Origin of the sequence: Gryllotalpicola koreensis (genome assembly GCF_039538185.1) — a bacterium.
In the GTDB taxonomy this organism is placed as follows: Bacteria; Actinomycetota; Actinomycetes; order Actinomycetales; family Microbacteriaceae; genus Gryllotalpicola; species Gryllotalpicola koreensis.
Window position 1 is genome coordinate 330046 of the sequence record NZ_BAABBW010000004.1, and the last position, 23827, is coordinate 353872.

Here is a 23827-nt window from a genome sequence, read left to right on the forward strand (position 1 = left end):
CGGTTGCGACCCATCTCCGCGTTTGCGGCCGGGTGACGCCGCGGCGAAGCCGCTACAGCTGCTGCAGAGCCCAGATGCCCGCGCCGGCGAGGATCAGCACCGCGAGGCTGATCACCCCGACCGTGATGACCGCGCGGCGGCGCCAGGCGCGGCGGCCGTCCTGCTGGTGCGCGACGACCTCGGTCGCCGAGAGCTCGCGCGGGGCGCGCTGGCGCACCTTCCACTCCGCGTCGAAGTCGGGCACCTGCGTGACCTCGAGATCGGAGCGGACCCGGTAGCGCACCACGCCGCCCGCCGGCACCTCGGGCGGGCGGAATTCGAGCAGGTGGATGTCGGTCACCGGCGGGCCCTGCGGCGGAAGGGCACGGCCCACCGTGAACTTCGCGTCGACCGACTCGGTCTGCGCGACGCGACGCGCGACGATCGGCGCCGTGTCCTCGATCGTGCCATGGCCTTCCGTGAGGACGGTGTCGTCGGTGTCAGGCATCCGTGTTGTCCTCGGTCGGGCTGCTCGTTTCGAGACGCGCGGCTTCGTCGTGCTCCTCAGCACTCGGGTTTTCCGCGACGTCGACCAGGACGACCGTGATGTTGTCGTGGCCGCCATGGTCGAGGGCGCGCTGCACGAGGTCGTCGACCGCCTCGCCGGGGTCGGCATGATGCGCGAGCACGTCGTACAGCTCCGCCTCGCTGAGCTCGCCGTGCAGGCCGTCGGAGCAGATCAGGATGCGCTCCCCCGCCTCGACCGGGTGCACCCAGTAGTCCGCGGGGCTGTCGGGGGCGCCGACCGCGCGCGTGATGACGTTCTTGTGCTCGAAGGTCTCGACCTCGTCGGGGGCGAGGTTGCCGGCATCCAGCTGCTCCTGCATGTAGGAATGGTCGATCGTCATGCGCTCGAAGCGCGCGCCCACCACGCGGTACACCCGCGAGTCGCCCACGTTCAGCACGAGCCAGTACGGCAGGCCGTCGTGCCGCACCTGTACGACCCCGGTGAGCGTCGAGCCCGCGCCGCGGCGGGTGCGGTCGCTGAGAGCGGCCACGGTCTGGTGCGCGCGGCGGATCGCATCGGCCACCTCGTCGGGGCGCACGTCGTCGCGGCCGACGAGTCCGGAGAAGGCGCGCACGACCGAGGCGCTCGCCACCGCGCCCGCGTCGTGGCCGCCCATGCCGTCCGCGACGATGTAGACGGGGAATTCGGCGAGGTGGCTGTCCTCATTGCCGCGGCGCTGGCGGCCGGCATCCGTGCTCGCCGCAACGCGCAGCTGCGGGGATGCCTCGCTCACCTCGACGGTCACACTGCGGCTAGGCACCCTGCACCACCTCGACGCCGAGCTCGCCCAGCATGATCTTGCCGGCGATGCGGGCGCGGTTGCGCGCCCCCAGCTCGGTCTCCTCGCCGCTCTGCGGGTCGATGAGCCAGACTCCGTTCGTCGAGTCGAGGTCGGTGACGTGCCAGTTGCCGCCGACGAACTCGAGCACCGCGTGGGTCGCCGACACCGAGAGCGCGTCGTCGGTCACCGCGATGAGCTGCGCTCCCGAGTAGAGCGGGTGTGCCGCGGGGCGGCGACCCAGGATCGCCGAGGCGCCCGTCAGCTCGACGCGCGCACCCATCGAGGTCTGCACCCACCAGCGCTGGCGGCGACGCGGGGAGATGACGGTTTCGTCGACGCGGGGGCTCGAGATGATCGTCGCGTCGTCCAGCACGGGGCGGATGATCGTCGCATCCTCGTCGGGGGCGGGGGCAGAGACCGGAGCCGGGACCGGGACCGGGGCAGGGGCGAGGACGGGCGGGGCGGATGCCTCGGGCGCGGGGTCCTGCACGGGTTCTGGCTCGGGCTGCAGAACGGGCTGCGGAGCGCGGATGATGGTGTCCGGGGAAAGCGCAGGGGGCGCATCGGGGACCGTTTCGAGACGCGGCGCTTCGCGCTGCTCCGGGGCGATCGGAAGAACCGCCGCCGGGGGCTCTTCGAAGATCGGCTGGGGGGCGCGGGTGGGCTCAGACCGGGAATCCGCCGCATTCACGTGCAATCTGCCCGGCATGGGGGCGATGAATCCGGCTGCGCTGATCGGTGTCTCATCGATCGGCTGCGCGGAGTCGTCGCCGTCGGGGATCGTGAGGGGGGACTGCGGCGGCCGCTGCGCCGACCAGATGAGCGGCTCGGACGCCTCGGTGAGATCGATGCGGCGCTGCAGGCCGAGAACGAGGGTCCACGCCCACCAGAGCACGACGGCGAGCACCGTGTACCAGCCGCTGCGGCCGAGGCGGCGGTTGATGCGATGGCTCGCGATGAACAGCATGATCGCGCCCAGCCAGCTCGAGACCGGGATCACGAGGGCGATGAGCCAGAACTCGCTCAGACCGCCGAGGCGGTAGACGGTGGCGAGGTTGACGAACGGGATCCATGCGCGCGAGCGCTCGGCGCCGAGCGCGTCGAAGATGCCGCGCAGGCCGAGCGGCACGACGACGAGATAGATGGCGAGTGCGACGACGAGCGGCACGAGCAGCGCCACGGCGGCAGCGTCACCGCCCACTGCGAGCGAGAGCGACTGCTCGTCGGTCGGGCTCATCTTTCTCCTCCCCCGATGCGGGAACCCGTACGGAACGACCGCAGCGACACCAGCGCGAGCAGCCGCTTCCACCGCGGGAAGGCCGCGGCGAGCCGCGAGCGCTGCTCGTCGAGTTGCGCCCAGAAGCGGTCGGCTTCGTCGGGTGTCGGGTCGAAGGCGCCGAAGACGGCATCGTCGGCGCCGTGAGCCAGTGTACGCAAGGTCGTGGAATCGGCGGCGCGGGACGCGGCCGAGTACAGCGCCGCCGCCTCGACACGCGTGCGCACGCCGGGGGCGGGCAGCCCGAGGTCGACGGCGGTGTCGACGAGCTCGTCCCACCCCGAGGCGATGCGCCCCGCAGAGGACGGCGTCGCGCGCCGCTCACGGCGGCGGGCCGCCTTCACGATGACGAGCGACGCGAGCGGCGCCGCGAGGATCAGCAGCACCAGCAGGATCGTGCCGCCGATGCGCAGCGCGGGCAGCCAGGCGGCCGGGCCCGCCGCGTCCTTCGGGGTGCGGTCGTTGTTCTGCCGGTTCCCGCCGGTCGGATTCGCCTCAGGCGGCGGCTGCACGGTGGCGACATGCTGCTGCACCTGCGTCGGCAGCTTCGGCACACTCGTGGTCACCGGCTGCTTGGCGAGCGGCAGCTTGCTCTGCGGGGTGGTGGTGAACGGCACCCACTTCTGGTCGGCGCCCTGCACCTCGACCCACGCGGTGAGGTTCTTGCCGCGGCACACGCCGCCGTCGCAGGCGGGGATGGCTCCGGCATCCGTCTCGCTGCCCGCCAGCGTGAAGCCGAGAACGACGCGCGCGGGGAAACCGAGCGATTCGGCGATGAGAGCGGATGCCACGGCGAACTGCTCGTCGTCGCCGACGCCGGCCACGAGTGAGGCCGCCGGCGCGTCGGCGCCGACCTTCTGCTGCTGGCGCAGCAGGTCACTGAACAGCTCGCCGATGCGGTCCATCGACTCGCCCGCGAGGCTCTGCTGGAATTTGCCGCCCGTCTCGCGAAGCCAGGTGGGGTCGCTCGCCGTGCCGGTGCCCGGCGAGACGAGCGAATGGCTCAGGAATCCGCGATCGCGCAGGCGCTGGATCAACCCGGCGAGCGCCTGGCCGCCCGTGCCGAGGTTCTGCGACTGCACCCACTGGGTGAGGCTGTCGGGGATGTCGGCCGTCGCGGGCACCGCCCCCTGCGGCGGGGTGAGCGAGCCGAGCGGCGCCGTGGCCGCCTGCGGCGTGGCGAGCAGCGTGTAGCTGTCGCCCGGGCTGAGCTTGTGCAGCTCGGCCCCCGCCTGCAGCGTCGTGTTGTAGTAGAAGCCGTCGGTCAGCGCATTGACGTCGGCCCCGCCGAAGCCCACCGCCTTCAGCCCGTCGACCGTCGGCATCCAGACGCCGGAGCCGAGCGCCGCGTCGAAGCCCTTCCCGATCGTGACGTCGAGGCTCGCGAGCCCGGACCCGTGCGACGCGCTGGTCAGCTGCGGCAGATGCGCGAAGGCGCTGCTGCGGTCGGAGTCGCTCGGCAGCACCGTGTACTGCTGCCCGTTGTAGAAGCTCATCGTCGCGACGCGCAGGCGGCCGAGCTGCCGCGCATCGCCCGAGTAGCTCAGCACGGCGGCGTTGTAGGTGTCGGGGTCTGCCGAGAACGCGGCGCGATAGGTGGTCAGCGGACTCGTGTACTGGCTGAGCTGCGCCGTCGGGTCGACCGCCGAGCGCAGCACGTGCCGCTGACTCGGCTCGAGCGCCGTCGACGACAGCGGCACCGCGACCGCCAGTCCGACGAGGGCGACGGCGACCGCGCCGGCGATGCGGCGTGCAGAGCCGACCGATGCGCCGGCCGGGCGACGGATGCCTGAGGCGGCGGCCGCCTCGCGCAGCGCGAGGGTGCGCGCGTGCTGGCCGCGCCAGACGAGGAATCCGCCGGCCGCGCCGAGCGCCAGCACGCCGACCACCGTGTGCGTCGGCGCCGCGACCTGGAAGCCGCCGATCTCGAGCGGATGTCCGTTCGACGTGGTGCCGAACACGATCGCGAAGGCCGTCGGGAGGAGCATGATCGGCACGAGGACGCCGTAGCTGCGCGCGCGGCCGAAGACGATCGAGAAGGCCGCCGTCGTGCACACGAGCATCGTGACGAGCAGCGGGACGAGCAGCGTCTGGAAGTGCCCGACGGGGGCATCGACGGTGACGAGCTTCTTCCAGTCGCCGACGGTCGCCACGACGAGGTCGCGGTAGCCGAGCACCAGGTCGGCGCGCGACGCGAACGCGCTCGGGATCGCGAGCGGCACGCCGAAGGCGAGATAGGCGGCGGCCGTGCACACCGAGATCAGCCCCCACGACCAGCGACGCAGCCGGCCGAGCAGCACGACGCCCGCCGCGATCACGACGGCGCCGGCGACCGTGACGACGAGGTACCAGGTCTGGTAGATCGGCCACGCCGCGAACGCGCCGACGGCGACGAGCGCCAGCACGAAGCCCAGGTCGACGAACAGCGCGGTGTCGGGGCGGGCGGCCCTGCCGCGGCGGCGCGCGGCCATCAGGCGGCCCTGCGCAGCATCATGCGGAAGTCCTCGAGCAGCGGGATCGTGAGCACGCCGACGTCGCCGAGGCGCCGGAAGCCGGGGCGCGACTCCGGGTCGGCGACGACCGCGACGATCTGCACACCGGGGTCGAAGCGCAGCGGCAGCTGCGCGAGCCGTGCGCGCTCGGTCGACGAGCCGCACACGACGAACACGATCGACAGGTCGGTCATGGCCCGGGTGGCGAGCGTGCAGACCTCTTCGAACTCCATGGCCGCGCTCGAGCGCTCGACGGTCGACAGGTCGTCGAGCAGCGCCGTCGGGGTCATGACGGAGAGCGAGCGGATGGCGCGCACCGAGCGCTTCGCGACGTCGAGGATCTGGTCGCTCGCCACGACCGCGATCTGGCGGCCGTCGCGCACCGCGCGCACGCCGAGCGAGCCGGCGATGCTGACCGCGAGCTCGTACTCGTCGTCGTTCGCGAACTCGTCCTCGCGCATGCCGAGCACGATCGCGAGCCGCGCGCGCCGGGTCTCCTCGAACTGGCGCACCATCAGGCGGCCGGTCTTGGCCGTCGACTTCCAGTGCACGTGCCGACGACCGTCGCCGGGCTGGTACTCGCGGATCTGGTGGAACGAGATGTCCTCGGCGACCACATCGCGGCTCGGCGTCCCCTCGAGGTCCCGCACGAAGCCCGAGCTCGTCGACGGCACCGCCACGGTCTTCGGGTGCACGAACAGGCGGTGCACCTCTGCCCACGCGGCCTCGCGCTTCAGCGTGCCGAGCGGGTCGGTGCGCACGGTCGTGACCGGGCCGATGTCGATGATGCCCCGGCGGTAGGCCGGCACGATGAGGTCCTCGCCGTGGGTGTGCCCCGGTCGCAGCAGCGGCACCCAGACATCCGTCAACCCGCTGCCGATCGGCACGTCGATGCGGCTCGGCAGCTCGATGCGCCGCGAGCTGTTGGTCACGGTCAGCGTCCCGATCACCTCTGAGCCCGCCACGACGCGCTCGACCGGCAGTGTGAAGCCGACCTGGTAGGCGAGCGAGCCCGCGAGGAACGGGATCGCGATCAGCAGCACCGTCAGGGCGATGAGCCCGGCGACGATGAACTCCATCCAGCCGAGCACGAGCCCGAGGGGCAGGAAGACGAGCGCGCCGACGATGGCGAGCCAGCCGACGGGCGTCACCGTGTCGGAGACGCGCGACCAGACGGTGTTCGCCACCGCCTGGATCTCGCGCCCCGACCGCACCGCCCACACGGCGAAGCGGGTCCTCGCGCTCCACGTCTCCGAGACGAAGTGCGTGGTGGTCGAGGTGCCCGTGCCGGTGACGGTGGCGCCGCTGTTGCCCGTCGAGTCGAAGGTCACGCCACGGTGCTCCTCACCGGCGGGACGACGTCGAGCAGGATCTGGCCGATGACGGCCTCTGCCGTGACGCCGTCGAACTCGGCCTCAGGGTCGAGCACGAGGCGGTGTGAGAGCGCGGGCACGGCGAGCGACTTCACGTCGTCGACGTTGACGTAGCCGCGGCCCTGCGAGGCCGCCCAGGTCTTGGCGGCCTTGGTCAGGGCGCGGGCGCCGCGCACCGAGACGCCGACGCGGGTCTGCGCCGCCGTGCGGGTCGCCTCGACGATGCGGCCGATGTAGTCGAAGATCACGGGGTCGGCGTGCACCGCGCGCGCGATCGTCGACATGCCGACGAGCGCCTGCGGGGTGATCACCGGGTTGAGCTCGTGCGGCACTTCGCTGGTCGCCTCGAGGATGCGCACCGTCGCGGCGAGATCGGGGTAGCCGAGGCTCGTCTTGATCATGAAACGGTCCAGCTGTGCCTCGGGCAGTGGGTAGGTGCCCGCCTGCTCGATGGGGTTCTGGGTCGCGATCACCAGGAAGGGCGCGCCCGTCGAGCGGGTGACGCCGTCGACCGTGACCTTGCCCTCCTCCATCGCCTCGAGCAGCGCCGACTGGGTCTTCGGGCTCGCGCGGTTGATCTCGTCGGCGAGCACGACGTTCGCGAAGATCGGGCCGGCATGGAACTCGAACTCGCCGTTCTTCTGGTCGTAGACGGTGATGCCGGTGACGTCGCCCGGCAGCAGGTCAGGGGTGAACTGGATGCGCGTCGACGAGCCGTGCACCGTCTGCGACATGGCGCGGGCGAGGCTCGTCTTGCCGGTTCCCGGCAGATCCTCGAGCAGCAGATGGCCCTCGCTGACCATCGCCGTGAACGCGAGCTCGACGACGTGACGCTTGCCGAGCACCACCTGCTCGACGTTGTCCGCCAGCGCCTGGAACGTCGATTGGAACCAGGTCGCTTGCTCAGAGCTGATCGCCATGTGCAGTCCTTTGTGATTTGTGATGCGTCAGTTGGTGGTGCAGGTCAGGGGTTGCTCGCCCCGGTTGGTATTCGCTGCAGTGCTGCTGTAGCTGTCGAATCCACTCACCATCCACCCCAGGGTGTACCGGATGTTGCGGACCGCGGTCGTCCCAGCCGGGATGGTCGTGCCGTCGCCGGTCATCGTCGTCCAATTCGCGCCGTCGGTGGTGTAGTCGAACTGCGTCACGGTGAACCTCGGTCCGGCTTGTGGCACGCCGTTGTCGTCGTTGGTCGCGAGCGTTATCGAACTAGGCCCAGACGACGAGACGGTGCACTGCTGCGCGCTCACGCTCGTCACCTGCATCTGGAACGGCACCGAGCCGTCCACCGCGGCGACAGGCACGGATGCCCCGCAGAAGGTTTGACCGACGGCGCAGTAACGCGCCGAGATACTCGGCGTCGAGCCAAAGGTGTTCTGGCTTTCGCCGTTCGCATAGTTGATATAGAGCGAGTACGCACCCTTTTGCGAGCCGCTTTTGCAGTTCGGGGCACCGCTGCCGTACTCGTAGTCGGGTAGGACGCCACTCTGCCGAGTGATCGAGTAGCTGCAGTCTCTCGGGGTCGGGGCGCTCGACTGATCCCACACGATAGCGTGCCCAAGATCCTTCTCGACGGCGCCGTACTCGTTCGTATAGCAAGCGAAGACCTCGTATGTGGCGAACTGGGTGAGATTGCTGATGGTGGTCGAGTTGACCGCTGACGCGCCCGCGGTCGGGGAACTCGCGATCGAGTAGTTGATAGCCGCGTTCCCACCGGAGTTTGAGCATTGCGGGTCAGAGCCCACCGGCACTGCGAAGTACTGATAGGCATCCGCCTTGGTACTGCCGTTTGCGTTCCCGCCCGCCGCCGGATTAACCGTGATGGAGTTGTCGGTAGTCTGCAGATTGCCCGACCAGTCTCCAATGATCGGCGACCCGGCCGGCGTCACGGACTTTGTGTACGGAGCCGCCCCGACCTTGTCCCCGGGCGGCTGCGTAAACGCGCTAACCGCGGTGACAGTCACGGTCGTCGACTGTCCAGCCTGCGCGGGGAGATTCGGCACCTTCGTGGCGGTTCCTGCCTGCACCTGCACCGTCTGGGAGTTCCCGGCCCACTGCACGGTGTATGCGCTCGCCGTACTGTCACTGTTCGGAATGCTCACGTCGAACACACCAACGGTCTGGCTCGTGACCCCTGCTTCGTAGGTAGGCGTCACGTCGAAGCCGCTGACGACGGGCTGCGCGAACGCCCAGCCGACCGTCTGCACGCCGCTGACCGACTCCCCGACGGAGTTCACCGACTTCACCTGGAAGGTGTGCTTGTCGCCGTTCTTCAGGCCCGTGACCGGCGGGCAGGCGCCGTTCGCGTTACAGGTCACGGACGGTTGGCCGTCGACGTAGACCTTGAACCCCGTCAGCGCGGGGTAGGAGCTCGCCGCGTTCCCGGGCGAGACGGCGAGCGTGACGCTGTCGCCCGAGTACGCGACCTGGGCGACGGATGCCGGCGCAGCGGGGAAGCCCTTCAGCTCGAAGGAGAGCTTGCCGGCGCCCGCGCCCGAGTCGCTGCGCTTGCCCTGCGCGTCCTGCACGACGAACGGCACGGTGCACGTGCCCCCTGGGGTGTTCGGGCTCCAGCGCGCCGAGACCGTGCGGTCGTTCGCGACGCTGAACGCGACCCCGGTGCAGCCGTCGACCGCGCCCGCGACCGAGACCACCTTGAGCGGCGTGCTCGAGTAGGCGTTGACCTCGTCGTGCAGCCCGACGACGGTCGTGCTGCAACTGGTGCCCTGCGCCTCCGAGCAGCTCAGCGACGTCGTGCCGCCGACGGGGCGCGTGTTCGGCGCCGGCCCGACCTTGAGCGTGATGTCGGCGGCCGTGCCGACCCCGCTGTAGCCCGTGATCGTGACGTGGGCGACCTGCTCGAGACCCGGCTGTGCGGTGTCGCTCGCGCGCACCGAGATCGTCTGACCGTGCTGGGTCACGCTGAACAGCTGCCCGCTGTAGGAGACCTGGTAGCGCAGACCGCTGAGCTGCGCGTGGCCGAGCCACGTCGTCATCTGCGTGAGATCGAAGGTGACGGGCGCCTGGCCTGGGCTCGCCGTGAGGGACGCGGGTCGCAGCTGCGGCTGCGGCTGCTTCGGGATGATCTGGATCGGCACGGCGATCATCGTGTACTCGGACTGCCCGATCAGGCGCACGGGTGCCAGGCACGCGTCCGTCCAGGGCGCGCCGTCGCCCGCGTCGTACGTCAGGACGTTGTGCTCGAGCGAGCACGTCGCGTCCTTGCGGGCGCCCGTCGCGTCGATCTTGCCGTCCTGTGTGCTGAGCGGCTCGCCCGGCGGTGTGCTCACGATGTCGGAGAGGTCGACGTTCGCCGTGCCGCCCTCGTTCACCTTCAGGGGCTTCGCGTTGGTCTTCAGCGCGAGGATCACGTCGGCGAGGGCCGGCACTTTGAGGAATCCGTAGGTCGTCGCCTGCTGCCCCGTGAAATCCGCACCCGTCAGCTTGAAGGGCACCAGCAGCCCCGACTCCGGCACATGCGAGACCTTGATCGTGTCGCCCGAGACCGAGACGCCTGCGGTCTTCTTGTAGAGCGAGAGCTTGAGCCCGCCGATGTCGCCTGAGCCCCACGAGACCTTGCCGTGCACCACGTCGATGCCCTGCGCGAGCCTGCCGCGGTTCTGCGCGTCGACGACCGTGTCGACCGCGACGGGGTAGTCGGGCACGTGCCCGATCACGACGTCGACGACGATCAGGCCCGCACTCACATCACCCTGCGCGTTCTTCACCGAGTACGTGTAGGTGAGGGTGCGCGGGTTCGGCGTCGAGGTGATCACCACCTGCGACGAGGTGCGCGACTTGATGTTCTGCTGCAGCAAGCCGTAGAGCGAGCTGTCCTTCGGGGCGTCCGGGGTGACGCTCATGAGCGAGAGAGCGCCGCCCGTCGGGTCGACGTCGTTCGCAGTCGGCTGCACGACGACCTGGTTGCCGTCGCCCGCCTGCACCTGCACATAGTCGCTGAAGGTCACCGGCGCCGGGTCGGTCTGCGCGTTGAGCACCCCGATCATGACGGTCGCCTGGCCCGTCTCCCCCGCCGAGTCGCGCACCCGGTAGGTGAACTGCTGCTGCCCCTGGCTGTCGGCGAGGGCGGTGAACACGATCGCCGTGCCGTCCGCCGAGATCTGCGCGGTGCCGCTCTCGGGCTGCGAGACGATGCGGTCGAGCGCGACCATATCGCCGTCCGGGTCGACGCCGTAGGGGTCGAAGGGGATGCGAACGGATGCCCCGGCCGTGACCCGCCCCGTCAGCATCTGCGGCTGCGGCGGCCGGTCGCCGCCCTGCGCCAGCACGTTGACGGTGACCGTCGCCTCGGACTTCGCCGACGGATTGCCTGCCGAGTACGCCGAGTAGCGCAGCGTGATCGGCGCCCCCGGCGAGGTGCTCGGGGCGAGGAAGCGCAGCACGTTGCCCGAGGCGAAGGCGAGACCCTGGCGGGAGGGGTCCTGGATGCTGGAGGGGTCCAGCTCGACGAGGTCCCCGTTCGGAGCGACGTCGTTGGCGAGCACCGGGATGTCGACCTGCGCCCCGGCGCGCACCGTCACCGAGTCGTTGATCGCGACCGGGCGGCTGGGTGGCTGATCGGGCAGCAGGTACACGGTGGCCACGCCCTGCACGCGCATGTCCGGCGAGTTGGTGCCGTCGCTCACCAGGTAGTCGACCGTGCCGAGCAACCCGGGGCCGCCGGAGCCCGTCGTACCGCGCACGCGCAGCTGGGCCTGACCCACGACGTCGACGTCGAGCGAGGCGCCCTCCGCGGGCTGCGGCTTCGGCTCGCTGAGCAGCAGCACGCGCCCGGTCGGGTTCTGCACGGCGGAGAACACGTCGACCGAGGTGTCGGTCTGCGGGCGCACGAAGACCGTCACCGGCGAGGTCGACAGCAGCGGCTGGTCTGCGGGGACGACCGTGATGCGCACGGTCGCGGTGACGGTCGCCTTCGTCGCCGAGTCGGAGATCGTCATCGTCACGGGGAAGCTGCCCGCATCGCTCGCGACGAAGTCGAAGGTCGATCCTGAGCTGTCGACGGTGACGGTCGCGTCGGCGGGGGCGACGGAGGTCCCGGCATCCGTGCTGGCGGAGTTCGAGGTCGCGAGCGTGGCGCTCGCGATCACCGGCGTGCCCTTCGCGCCGCGGATGTGCGAGGCCGGGTTCACCGTGAGCGGCACGCCCTTGGCGGTCATCAGGCCGAAGTTCTCCACCTGCAGCTGCGGCTGCTCGGTGATCGTGACGTGCAGGTCCTTCTCGGTCGTCGCTCCGTTGATGTCGGAGATCGTCACGGGAACGGTGACCGAGCCCGCCGGGGCGTTGGCCGCTGCCTGGAAGACGACCGTGCCGTCGGGCGAGACGCTCACGGTGAAGTCCGGCCCGGTCGCCGTGGACTCGGCGAACATCGCGTCGCCGTCGGGGTCGACCCAGCCGCGCAGCACGGGGATCTCGACGGAGCCGCCCGGGGCGACGGTGGTGCCGTCCGGCCAGGAGTACAGGCACGGCGAGTAGCCGTTGCACCACAGCGGCGGGGAGTTCGCGGAGGTCGGGTGCACGGTGAGGGTCACGGTCGCCGGCTGCGACTTGAGACCGCCGCCGCTCGCCGTGCCGTCGGTCAGCGTGTACTGGAAGGTCGCCGTGCCGCTCGCCGTCGGGGCGACCTGCACGGACACCGTCTGCCCGTTGTTGGCGATCGATGCCGTGCCGAAGCCCGCGTTGAGACCGGTGAGCGACCCCGTCACGATCGACAGCACATCGCCGTTCGGGTCGTAGTCGTTGAGCATGACCGGCAGGGAGACGAGCGAGCCGGCGCGCACCCCGAAGGCGTCATCGACCGCGACCGGCGGCTCGGGATTGGTCTCGCGGGTGGTCGGGTTGTTCGAGTCGGTCGGCTGGGTCTGCGTGTTGTCGTTCAGGTCCCAGTCCTGCGAGCCCTGCACGATCTCGCCGGAGGGCACCGACCACACCCAGCCGCTCGTGACGTCATTGAGGATCTCGCTGCGGCCGTTGCTGCGGAACACCGGGGTCGCCGTCTGCTGCAGGGAGTTCGGCTTCGCCGAGGTGCCGCCGTAGGCGAGTTGCGTCAGCGAGCCTGTGACCGTGCCGCCCAGCTCGGCCCTGCCGACCCACAAAGATCCGGCGGTCTGCTGCACCCACGCCGCGTAGACGTTCGACCCCTGCCACGCGGGCGCAGCCGGGGTGCCCGCGCGCCCACTGGTGAGCGTCGTGCGACGACCGTCCTTGAGGTCGAAGGACCGCAGCGTGGTCTGGCCGGCGACCAGCACGACGCCCTTCCCTGCGGAGGGCTGCTGCAGCACCGCCTTGCCGTCGAGGCCGGTCGCCAGCTTCGCCTTCAGACCTCGGATCCAGAGGCTGCTGCTGCCGGGGCCGAGCAGCGCCCAGGTGCTGCCGACCACGGTGAGGGTCGCCCCCGGCCTGTCGGGGCCGCCGGCCACGGCATCCGTGCCCGCCGTCCTGCCCGTGCGGATGTCGTAGCGCAGCACCGTGTGCGTCGTGTGCGAGTAGGCGTACAGCACGCCGTCGGCGCCGATCGCGATCGTGTCGGCGCTGAACGGACGGTTTCCGCCGCCCGGTGCGGTGACCGGCCGCGACGTCTTCGTGCCGTCTTCGACGCGCGAGCCGTAGACCGCACCCGTGCTCGTGAGATAGCCGACGTAGTCCCCCGTGTGCACCATCTGCACGGTGCCGTCCGGCGTGTTGCTGAAGCCCGTCGAGGCGGCCGTGTAGGCGGCGGGCTGCGCCGGGTCGACGGATGCCACCTTCGCGAAGTTCTGGGAGTAGAGCAGCACGTGCCCGTCGGCCTGCACGAGGTCGCTCGGGCTCGTGACGTTCTTGACCGTGTCGAGCTGGCCGAGGGCGGTGTCCACGCGCGCATAGCGCTCGCCCTGCACGGTCTGCAGCGCCCACACCGAGCTGTCGTCGACCTTCGTCTGCGCGACGTCGTAGCCGCCCGCGGCGAACGCGCCCGCGACGAGCGCGCCCGTCGCCGTGACTGCCGCACCGACCTTGAACCATGTGCTGCGCAGCACGACCCCCCATCGCGCGCGCCGCCCCCCCGGGGCTGCCATCTAGAAGACCCCCGCGTACACCAGCCACACCGCCGTCACCGCGAGTCCGATGGCGATGACCCCGCCCACGATGCCGGCGACAGTGGCCGCACTCGGCCGCACCCGCTCTGAATCCGTCTCGCCGCGGCTCGCGACGATCGTGTTGCCGCCTGTCTCCATGCGGCCGACGTGCGCCTGCTTGCGCGTGCGGCTGCTCTCGACCGGAACCGTCGAGACGACGGCGCCGCGCACGCCCGTGTTGCCGAAGTCCTCCGGCCGGGACTGCGGAGCCCATTCGTCGACGGCGAGCTCGAGCGGCGTGATCGGAAGCCCGAGGTCGGTCTGCGCCTGCTGCAGCTCGCGCGCGAGGGCGAGCATGCTCTGCTGGCGCGCATCGGGGGACTTCGACATCGCCCGCATCAGGATGCGCTGCACCTGGTCGGGCACGTCGTTCGGCAGGGTGCGGGGGCGCTCGCGGATGATGCGCATGCGCTGCTTCTGGCGGGAGTTCTCGCTCTTGTCGGGCTTCTCGAAGGGCGCGTGGCCGGCCAGCAGCGTGTAGACGGTGGCGGCGAGCGACCACACCTCGCTCTGCACGGTGCCCGTCGTGGTCTCGCCCAGCACCTCGGGGGCGCTCCACGGCACGCTCATCGCGAAGACCTCTTCGTGGTGGCTGCTGGCGAGGCTCGTGGCGATGCCGAAGTCGCCGAGCACCGGCGCGCCGAAGGCCGTGAGCAGGATGTTCGACGGCTTGATGTCGCGGTGCAGCACGCCCGCGCGGTGCGCCGTCTCGAGCGCGCTCGCCATCTTGATCGCCACGTGCAGCGCACGGTCGACGGCGACGCGCTCGCTGATGCCGTTCTCGTCGCGGCGGATGAGCGGCGACGGGCAGTACTCCATGACGAGGTAGGGGCGGCCGTCGGCCGAGATGCTCGCCGCGTGCACCGTCAGGATCGACGGGTGCGGGCTGAGCTTCGCCATCACGTCGGCCTCGGCGTTGAACATGCGCAGCACGTCGGAATCGACGAGGTTCGCGAGCAGCACCTTGACCGCGACAGAGCGCCGCGGCATGTCCTGCTCGTAGAGGAACACGTCGGCGAAGCCGCCCGTTCCGAGCGGGAATCGGTAATCGTAGCCCGAGAGCACGGGGGGCTGCGACGGCGGCCGATGAGCCATCCGGAATCCCCCTCCTCTCTGGCGCGTGCCTCAACGATAACCGAGCGCAGATGTGTGTCAGGCCTGGCCGCCCCCTAACGGGTCACAGACTCGCGCGAGTCCGTGCGCGTCACCACAGCTCAGGAGGCAGCGGATGCTTCATCGCCTCGGCGTCTGCGCGACCGGTCGCCACATAGACGGCGTCGGCGAGCATGCCGCGCAGACCGGAGATGCCCGCGCCGTGACGGCTCGGATGAACGCGGTTCGTCAGCAGGGCGATGCTGATTCCCGCGTCGCGGTCGGTCTGCATCGAGGTGCCGGTGAAGCCGGTGTGCCCGCGCACGTTCCAGCCGCTGCGACCCATCATGTTGAGCTGGCCGATGCGCGGGCCGAGGCTGTGGTCGTAGCCGGAGGGAGTGTCGCGCTCACGACCGGGCCCCAGCATGCGCCCGAGCTGCGGCGCCCACATCCAGTCGCCGAGGATCTCGCCCGTGCCCGCGCGCAGCGCCTCGGCCAGCTTGAGCAGGCCGGCTGCGGTGCCGAACAGCCCGGCGCTGGCGCCGCGGCCGCCGAGCACCCAGGCCGTCTCGTCGTGTACGGCGCCGCGCAGCAGGCCGCGGCCGAAGCGGGTGTCGTATTCGGTGGCGACGGATGCCTCGGCCGGGGCGCCGAAGGAGATGTCCGCGTCGAGCCCCAGCGGCCGCAGGGTGTGCTCTGCCACCAGCTGCTCCCACGGCTCGCCGGTGACCGTCTCGGCGAGGGCCATCGTCGTGTTGTAGCCGGCGTCGGAGTAGCGGAAGTGCTCGCCGGGGCCGGACACGAGCTCTGTCGCGAGCAGGTCGGCGAGCAGCGCCTCGCGGTCCTCGAAAGGGGTTTCCGCGAGGGGCGGCGCGCCCGCCGTGCGTGCGGCGAGGTGCTCGAGCAGGGGCATCTCCCAGCCGTGCCAGCTGGCGGGCAGGCCGCTCGTGTGCGTCAGCAGGTGCCGCAGGGTGACCTGCTTCTTGGCGCCGTTCTGGTAGGCGCGCAGCTTCGCGGCGATCGGCTCGTCGAGGTCGAGCACGCCCGCCTGCACGAGCGCAAGCAGCGTGTGCGCGCTGGCCAGTTTGGTGACGGATGCCAGGTCGAACCTCGTGTCGCGAGTGACCGGCTCGCCGGCATCCGTCTCGACCCTGTCGCCGTTGACGTCGACGGATGCCTTCACGCCGACCTCCAGCTCGAGGACCGTGTCGCCGTCGACGCTCACCGCGACGGCCGCGCCCGAGAAGCCGCCCAGCGTGAGCCGCTCGTCGAGCAGCGCGCGCACGCTGCCCTCGAGGTCACTCACCCCGCCAGCCTAAAGCGGGCCCGAGGCGCGCCCCAAGTGCGTCCCATATGCGCCGGACGGTCACCGGCGCACTCTGCGGATGCGCGCATCACGCAGCGGTGCCCGTTCGACGCAGTTGAGCTGCCGCCCGACACGACGCGAGAAGGCCCCGCCGAAGCGGGGCCTTCTGTAGTGCTACTTCCCTGCGGGACCTCAGTTGTAGGTGCCGGGGGTGTAGTCGTCGCTCGAGAACGAGTCGAAGTCCACGAAGGACAGCGAGTTCTCGTCGAACACCGAATCGTCGGAGAAGATGCGGTTCGGGTAGCGCTCCGCCTTCGCCTCCTCCGTCGCGTCGACCGTCACGTTGCGGTAGCGGCCGAGGCCGGTGCCCGCCGGGATCAGCTTTCCGATGATCACGTTCTCCTTGAGACCGATCAGCGGGTCGCTCTTGCCCTCCATCGCCGCCTGCGTGAGCACGCGGGTGGTCTCCTGGAAGGAGGCCGCCGACAGCCACGACTCGGTCGCGAGCGAGGCCTTGGTGATACCCATGACCTCCTGGCGGGCGGCCGCGGGCTTCTTGCCCTCGGCCACCGCGGCGCGGTTGACCTCGACGAAGCGGGAGCGGTCGACGAGCTCACCGGGCAGCAGCTCGGTGTCGCCGTGCTCGACGACGGTCACCTTGCGCAGCATCTGCCGCACGATGACCTCGATGTGCTTGTCGTGGATCGGCACACCCTGCGAGCGGTAGACGCCCTGCACACCGCCGACGAGGTGCTCCTGCACGGCACGGACGCCCATGACGCGCAGCACCTCCTTCGGGTCGACCGAGCCGATGATGATCTGCTCGCCGAGCTCGACGTGCTGACCGTCCTCGACGCGGAGCGTCGAGCGCTTCAGCACCGGGTAGACGTGCTCCTCGTCGCCGTTGTCCGGCGTCAGGATCACACGGCGGGCCTTCTCGGTCTCCTCGATCTTGATCGTGCCCGCGGCCTCCGCGATGGGCGACGAACCCTTGGGGGTACGCGCCTCGAAGAGCTCCTGGACACGGGGCAGACCCTGGGTGATGTCGTCAGCACCGGTCGTGCCGCCCTGGTGGAAGGTACGCATCGTCAGCTGGGTGCCGGGCTCGCCGATGGACTGCGCCGCGATGATGCCGACGGCCTCGCCGATGTCGACGAGCTTGCCGGTGGCCAGCGAGCGGCCGTAGCACTTCGCGCAGACGCCGACCGACGACTCGCAGGTCAGCACCGAGCGCACCTTGATGCGCTCGACACCGGCCTCGACGAGCTTGTCGATGAGCACGTCGCCCACGTCGGAGCCCGCCTCGGCGACGACGGTGCCGTCGGCACCGACCGCGTCGACGGCCAGGGTGCGGCCGAACACCGAGTTCTCGACGTTCGGGTCGCGGGTGAGCACGCCCTCGGCGTTGTTCGCCGCGATCGCGAGGTCGAGGCCCTTGTTCGTGCCGCAGTCGTCCTCGCGGATGATGACGTCCTGCGAGACGTCCACCAGACGACGGGTCAGGTAACCCGAGTCGGCGGTGCGCAGCGCGGTGTCGGACAGACCCTTGCGGGCACCGTGGGTGTTGATGAAGTACTCCGCCACGGTCAGACCCTCGCGGTAGCTCGAGAGGATCGGGCGCGCGATGGTCTCACCCTTCGGGTTCGTCACCAGGCCCAGCAGACCCGCGATGTTACGGATCTGCAGCCAGTTACCACGGGCGCCGGACGACACCATGCGGTAGATGGTGTTGTCCTTCTCGAAGTTGTCGCGCATGGCCGCCGCGACCTCTTCTGTGGCCTTGGTCCAGATGTTGACGAGCTCGAGACGGCGCTCGTTGTCGGTCGTGAGACCGCGGTCGTACTCGCCCTGGACCTTCGCGGCCTGCTTCTCGTACTTCGCGATGATCTCCTTCTTCTGAGGAGGAGTCGTCACGTCGGACATGGCCACCGTGACGCCCGAGCGGGTCGCCCAGAAGAAGCCGGCGTCCTTGATGCGGTCCAGCGTGGCCGCGACCTCGACCTTGGGGTACCGCTCCGCGAGGTCGTTGACCAGCTGCGAGATGCGGCCCTTGTCGGCGACGGCCTCGACGAACGGGTAGTCCGCCGGCAGCGCCTCGTTGAACAGCGCACGGCCGAGCGTGGTCTCGACGATCGCGGTCGAGCCCTGCACGAAGCCCTCGGGGGCGGTGTCCTCATCGAGGTAGAGGTCCGTGAGACGGATCTTCACCTTGGCGTTGAGGTCGAGCGTGCCCTGGTCCTTCGCGAGGATCGCCTCGGCGACGGATGAGAACGCGCGGCCCTCGCCGAGCGCACCCTCCTTGACGGTGGTCAGGTGGTGCAGGCCGATGATCATGTCCTGCGCGGGCAGGGTGACCGGGCGGCCGTCGGACGGCTTCAGGATGTTGTTCGAGGCGAGCATCAGGATGCGGGCCTCGGCCTGGGCCTCGACCGACAGCGGCAGGTGGACGGCCATCTGGTCGCCGTCGAAGTCCGCGTTGAACGCGGCGCAGACGAGCGGGTGCAGCTGGATCGCCTTGCCCTCGACGAGCAGCGGCTCGAAGGCCTGGATGCCGAGACGGTGCAGCGTGGGCGCACGGTTCAGCAGCACGGGGCGCTCGCGGATGATCTCCTCGAGGACGTCCCACACCTGCGGGCGCGAACGCTCGACCATGCGCTTGGCCGCCTTGATGTTCTGGGCGTGGCCCAGGTCGATCAGGCGCTTGATCACGAACGGCTTGAACAGCTCGAGCGCCATCTGCTTGGGCAGACCGCACTGGTGCAGCTTGAGCGTCGGGCCGACGATGATGACCGAACGGCCCGAGTAGTCGACGCGCTTGCCGAGCAGGTTCTGGCGGAAGCGGCCCTGCTTTCCCTTCAGCATGTCGCTGAGGGACTTGAGGGCGCGGTTGCCGGTGCCGGTGACGGGGCGACCGCGGCGGCCGTTGTCGAACAGCGCGTCGACGGCCTCCTGCAGCATCCGCTTCTCGTTGTTCACGATGATCTCGGGGGCACCGAGGTCGAGCAGGCGGCGCAGGCGGTTGTTGCGGTTGATCACGCGGCGGTACAGGTCGTTCAGGTCGGAGGTCGCGAAGCGGCCGCCGTCGAGCTGGACCATGGGGCGCAGCTCCGGCGGGATCACCGGAACGACGTCGAGCACCATCGCGGCCGGCGAGTTGCCGGTGGCGAGGAACGAGTTGACGACCCGCAGGCGCTTGATCGCGCGGATCTTCTTCTGGCCCTTGCCCGTGGCGATCTGCTCGCGCAGCGTCTCGGCCTCGGCCTCCAGGTCGAAGTCCTGCAGGCGGCGCTTGATGGCCTCGGCGCCCATGTGCGCCTCGAAGTACAGGCCGAAGCGGTCGACGAGCTCGTTGAAGTCGGCGTCCTCGGGCTTGAGGTCGCCGACCTTCAGCGTGCGGAAGGACTCCCACACGCGCTCGAGACGGGCGATGTCGTCGTCGAAGGACTTGCGCAGCTGCGCCATCTCCTTCTCGGCGCCGTCCTTGACCTTCTTCTTCTGGTCGGCCTTCGCCCCCTCCGCCTCCAGGGCGGCGAGGTCGGCCTCGAGACGGCTGAGGCGGTCGGCCACAGCGGCGTCGCGCTGGTCGCCCAGCGTCTTCAGCTCGAGCCGGAGCTCGTTCTCGAGGCCGGGGAGGTCGGCGTGACGGCCGTCCTCGTCGACGAAGATGACCATGTATGCGGCGAAGTAGATGACCTTCTCGAGGTCCTTCGGCGCCATGTCGAGCAGGTAGCCGAGGCGGCTCGGCACACCCTTGAAGTACCAGATGTGCGTGACGGGCGCGGCCAGCTCGATGTGGCCCATGCGCTCGCGGCGCACGGACGACTTGGTGACCTCGACACCGCAGCGCTCACAGACGATGCCCTTGAAGCGGACCCGCTTGTACTTGCCGCAAGCGCACTCCCAGTCGCGAGACGGGCCGAAGATCTGCTCACCGAACAGACCGTCCTTCTCGGGCTTGAGGGTGCGGTAGTTGATGGTCTCGGGCTTCTTGACCTCACCGTACGACCACTTGCGGATGTCCTCTGCGGTGGCCAGGCCGATGCGAAGCTCGTCAAAAGTAGTTGCGTCGAGCAATTTTTCTCCTACTAGGAAAGTTCTCAGTTATCGCTTGCCTGGCTTCAGATCTCTTCGATCGAAGAGGACTCGAAGCGGGCGGAGATGTTGATGCCGAGCTCTTCCGCAGCACGGAAGGCCTCGTCGTCGGTGTCGCGCAGGCTGACCGCCGTGCCGTCCGCAGACAGCACCTCGACGTTCAGGCAGAGCGACTGCATCTCCTTGATGAGGACCTTGAAGGACTCGGGGATGCCGGGCTCCTGGATGTTCTCGCCCTTGACGATCGCCTCGTACACCTTGACGCGGCCGAGGATGTCGTCGGACTTGATCGTGAGCAGCTCCTGCAGGGCGTAGGCCGCACCGTATGCCTCGAGCGCCCACACCTCCATCTCGCCGAAGCGCTGACCGCCGAACTGCGCCTTTCCACCCAGCGGCTGCTGCGTGATCATCGAGTACGGGCCGGTCGAGCGGGCGTGGATCTTGTCGTCGACCAGGTGGTGCAGCTTCAGGATGTACATGTAGCCGACCGACACCGGGTCAGGGAACGGCTCGCCGGAGCGGCCGTCGAACAGGACCGTCTTGCCGGAGGACCCGATCAGGCGGTCGCCGTCGCGGGTGACCAGGGTCGAGTCGAGCAGGCCCGAGATCTCCTCCTCGGAGGCGCCGTCGAAGACGGGCGTCGCGAGCTTGGTGTTCGGAGCGACCTCGCGCGCCTCGGCGGGCAGGTTCTTCGCCCACTCCGGGTCGCCCTCGATCTTCCAACCGGTCTTCGCGACCCAGCCGAGGTGCGTCTCGAGCACCTGGCCGAAGTTCATGCGACCGGGGATGCCGAGCGGGTTGAGCACCACGTCGACCGGCGTGCCGTCCGCGAGGAACGGCATGTCCTCGACGGGCAGGATCGTCGAGATGACGCCCTTGTTGCCGTGACGGCCGGCGAGCTTGTCGCCCGCGGTGATCTTGCGCTTCTGGGCGATGTAGACGACCACGCGCTGGTTGACGCCCGAGCCGAGCTCGTCGTCGCCGTCCTGCGCGTCGAACACCTTGACGCCGATGATCGTGCCCTCTTCGCCGTGAGGAACCTTCAGCGAGGTGTCGCGCACCTCGCGGCTCTTCTCGTTGAAGATGGCGCGCAGCAGGCGCTCCTCGGCCGAGAGCTCGGTCTCGCCCTTCGGCGTGACCTTGCCGACGAGGATGTCGCCGGGGCGGACCTCGGCGCCGATGCGGATGATGCCGCGCTCGTCGAGGTCGGCCAGCAGCTCCTGGCTGACGTTCGGCAGGTCGCGGGTGATCTCCTCCTTGCCGAGCTTCGTGTCACGGGCATCCACCTCGTACTCCTCGATGTGGATCGAGGAGAGGGTGTCGTCCTTCACGAGGTTCTGGCTGAGGATGATCGCGTCCTCGTAGTTGTAGCCCTCCCACGGCATGAACGCGACGAGCAGGTTCTTGCCGAGCGCGAGCTCGCCGTTCTCGGTCGCGGGACCGTCGGCGATGACCTCGCCGACCTCGACCCGGTCGCCCGTGTTGACGATCACGCGGTGGTTGTAGCTCGTGCCCTGGTTCGAGCGGTCGAACTTGCGCAGGTAGTAGTCCTGCGTGCCGCCCTCGTCGAGCTGCACGGTGACGACGTCGGCCGACACCTCAGTGACAACGCCGGCCTTCTCGGCAGTGACGACGTCGCCCGCGTCGATCGCGGCGAAGCCCTCCATACCGGTGCCGACGACCGGGCTCTCGGAGCGCAGCAGCGGCACGGCCTGGCGCTGCATGTTCGCGCCCATGAGGGCGCGGTTCGCGGCGTCGTGCTCGAGGAACGGGATCAGCGAGGTCGCGACCGACACCATCTGGCGCGGGGAGACGTCCATGTAGCCGATCTGCTCGGCGGGGATCAGGTCGACCTCGCCGCCCTTCTCACGGGCGAGCACGCGCTCCTCGGAGAAGTGGCCGTCCGCCTTCAGCGGCGCATTGGCCTGGGCGATGATGAACTCGTCCTCCTCCGCAGCCGTCAGGTAGTCGATCTGGTCGGTGACCTTGCCGTTCACGACCTTGCGGTACGGCGTCTCGATGAAGCCGAAGGAGTTGATGCGGGCGAACGACGCCAGCGAGCCGATGAGGCCGATGTTCGGGCCCTCAGGCGTCTCGATCGGGCACATGCGGCCGTAGTGCGAGGGGTGCACGTCACGGACCTCGACGCCCGCACGCTCGCGCGAGAGGCCGCCGGGGCCGAGCGCCGACAGGCGGCGCTTGTGGGTCAGACCCGCGAGCGGGTTGTTCTGGTCCATGAACTGCGAGAGCTGCGAGGTGCCGAAGAACTCCTTGATCGCGGCCACGACGGGGCGCACGTTGATGAGGGTCTGCGGGGTGATCGCCTCGATGTCCTGCGTGGTCATGCGCTCGCGCACGACGCGCTCCATGCGGGACAGGCCCGTGCGGACCTGGTTCTGGATCAGCTCGCCCACGGCGCGGATGCGACGGTTGCCGAAGTGGTCGATGTCGTCGACGTCGAGGCGGATGGTGACCGGCTTGCCGTCACGGACGCCCGGCAGCTCGGTCTCGCCCGAGTGCAGCGCGACGAGGTACTTGATGGTCGTGACGACGTCTTCGACCGTCAGCACCGAGTCGGTGAGCGGCTTGTCGAGGCCCAGCTTGCGGTTGATCTTGTAGCGACCCACCTTGGCGAGGTCGTAGCGCTTCGGGTTGAAGTAGAAGTTGTCGAGGAGCGCGCGGGCGGCCTCAGCGGCGACCTGCTCGCCCGGACGGAGCTTCCGGTAGATGTCCTTGAGCGCCTCCTCCTTGGTGAGAATGGCGTCCTTCTCGAGGGTCGCGGCGATCGACTCGAAGCCCTTGAACTCCTCGAGGATCTCCTCGCTGGTCATGCCGAGCGCCTTGAGGAACACGGTGACGGACTGCTTGCGCTTGCGGTCGATGCGAACGCCGACCTGGTCGCGCTTGTCGATCTCGAACTCGAGCCACGCACCGCGGCTCGGGATGACGCGGGCGCTGTAGATGTCCTTGTCGGAGGTCTTCTCGGGCGTGCGCTCGAAGTAGACGCCCGGCGAGCGGACCAGCTGCGAGACGACGACGCGCTCGGTGCCGTTGATGATGAAGGTGCCCTTGTCGGTCATGAGCGGGAAGTCGCCCATGAAGACCGTCTGGGTCTTGATCTCACCGGTCTGGTGGTTCATGAACTCGGCCTCGACGTAGAGGGGGGCCGAGTAGGTCTTGCCCTTCTCCTTGCACTCGTCGATCGAGTACTTCCGCTCCTCGAGGAACGGGTTCGTGAAGGAGAGCTGCATGGTCTCGCCCAGGTCCTCGATGGGAGAGATCTCCTCGAAGATCTCCTCGAGGCCGGTACGAGTGGGGAGATCCTGACGACCCTGCGCGAGGCCTTCGGCCACACGCGCCTTCCACGCGTCGTTTCCGACCAGCCAATCGAAGCTCTCCGTCTGGAGGGCGAGCAGGTCGGGAACGGTGAGGGTGTCGGTGATCTTTGCGAACGAAAGACGAGTGTGGTCTCGTCCGTTCTTAGGGTTGGTGGTCGATGCGTTGCGAGCAGCAGCCAAGGAAATAACCTCCGAAGGCCCATCGCGAATTGGGCCTCAAGTTACTGACGGTCTGGACGAGGACTCCCGCGTTCGACGTGACGTGGTCACGCTGTGCCGACCGCAATATGAAGGCATGACGTTAGAGGGAGCGCAAAGGTCAAGTATATGCGGCGGCGCGTCGCGCTGTCCACCCGAATCTTGACTCTGATTGCGACAAGGGGTATAACCTCAGGTTTCT

11 protein-coding genes are annotated in these 23827 nt (G+C 69.4%); all 11 read right to left on the reverse strand.

What is annotated here, in order from left to right:
* Window positions 1-52 precede the first annotated feature (52 nt).
* Complete coding sequence (locus ABD708_RS13505) at window positions 53-487, reverse strand: hypothetical protein (RefSeq protein ID WP_344755280.1); 435 nt, start codon at window positions 485-487, stop codon at window positions 53-55.
* The gene (locus tag ABD708_RS13510; protein ID WP_344755282.1) at window positions 480-1307 is read right to left on the reverse strand and encodes a PP2C family protein-serine/threonine phosphatase; all 828 of its coding nucleotides are present in this window, start codon (window positions 1305-1307) and stop codon (window positions 480-482) included. Before ABD708_RS13510 ends, ABD708_RS13505 begins: the two co-directional genes overlap by 8 nt.
* Complete coding sequence (locus tag ABD708_RS13515; RefSeq protein ID WP_344755284.1) at window positions 1300-2565, reverse strand: DUF5684 domain-containing protein; 1266 nt, start codon at window positions 2563-2565, stop codon at window positions 1300-1302. Before ABD708_RS13515 ends, ABD708_RS13510 begins: the two co-directional genes overlap by 8 nt.
* On the reverse strand, window positions 2562-5075 hold the full coding sequence (locus tag ABD708_RS13520) for a transglutaminase domain-containing protein (protein ID WP_344755286.1): 2514 nt from the start codon (window positions 5073-5075) through the stop codon (window positions 2562-2564). The genes ABD708_RS13515 and ABD708_RS13520 overlap by 4 nt, the downstream gene beginning before the upstream one ends.
* Window positions 5075-6427, reverse strand: coding sequence for a DUF58 domain-containing protein (locus tag ABD708_RS13525; RefSeq protein WP_344755288.1), 1353 nt, complete (start codon window positions 6425-6427; stop codon window positions 5075-5077). The genes ABD708_RS13520 and ABD708_RS13525 overlap by 1 nt, the downstream gene beginning before the upstream one ends.
* A complete protein-coding gene (locus ABD708_RS13530) occupies window positions 6424-7389 on the reverse strand; it encodes an AAA family ATPase (RefSeq protein WP_344755290.1) in 966 nt (321 codons plus the stop codon). Before ABD708_RS13530 ends, ABD708_RS13525 begins: the two co-directional genes overlap by 4 nt.
* Window positions 7390-7416: 27 nt before the next feature.
* On the reverse strand, window positions 7417-13500 hold the full coding sequence (locus ABD708_RS13535; protein WP_344755292.1) for an Ig-like domain-containing protein: 6084 nt from the start codon (window positions 13498-13500) through the stop codon (window positions 7417-7419).
* Between the two features lie 39 nt (window positions 13501-13539).
* The gene (locus ABD708_RS13540) at window positions 13540-14694 is read right to left on the reverse strand and encodes a serine/threonine-protein kinase (protein WP_344755294.1); all 1155 of its coding nucleotides are present in this window, start codon (window positions 14692-14694) and stop codon (window positions 13540-13542) included.
* 109 nt (window positions 14695-14803) lie between these two features.
* Window positions 14804-15997 carry a serine hydrolase domain-containing protein gene (locus ABD708_RS13545; RefSeq protein WP_344755296.1) on the reverse strand — a complete coding sequence of 398 codons (1194 nt, stop codon included), beginning with the start codon at window positions 15995-15997 and terminating at the stop codon, window positions 14804-14806.
* Between the two features lie 192 nt (window positions 15998-16189).
* Window positions 16190-20071 (reverse strand): DNA-directed RNA polymerase subunit beta', encoded by a 3882-nt coding sequence (locus tag ABD708_RS13550; RefSeq protein ID WP_344755298.1) that lies wholly within the window; start codon window positions 20069-20071, stop codon window positions 16190-16192.
* 44 nt (window positions 20072-20115) lie between these two features.
* Window positions 20116-23607 (reverse strand): DNA-directed RNA polymerase subunit beta, encoded by a 3492-nt coding sequence (gene rpoB / locus ABD708_RS13555; protein WP_344755300.1) that lies wholly within the window; start codon window positions 23605-23607, stop codon window positions 20116-20118.
* Window positions 23608-23827: the final 220 nt, after the last annotated feature.

Excerpts from the sequence above, each read along its gene's own strand:
- ABD708_RS13515 (WP_344755284.1), bottom strand. The coding sequence starts at position 2,565 with ATGAGCCCGACCGACGAGCAGTCGCTCTCGCTCGCAGTGGGCGGTGAC.
- ABD708_RS13530 (WP_344755290.1), bottom strand. The coding sequence starts at position 7,389 with ATGGCGATCAGCTCTGAGCAAGCGACCTGGTTCCAATCGACGTTCCAG.
- ABD708_RS13520 (WP_344755286.1), bottom strand. The coding sequence starts at position 5,075 with ATGGCCGCGCGCCGCCGCGGCAGGGCCGCCCGCCCCGACACCGCGCTG.
- ABD708_RS13540 (WP_344755294.1), bottom strand. The coding sequence starts at position 14,694 with ATGGCTCATCGGCCGCCGTCGCAGCCCCCCGTGCTCTCGGGCTACGAT.
- ABD708_RS13505 (WP_344755280.1), bottom strand. The coding sequence starts at position 487 with ATGCCTGACACCGACGACACCGTCCTCACGGAAGGCCATGGCACGATC.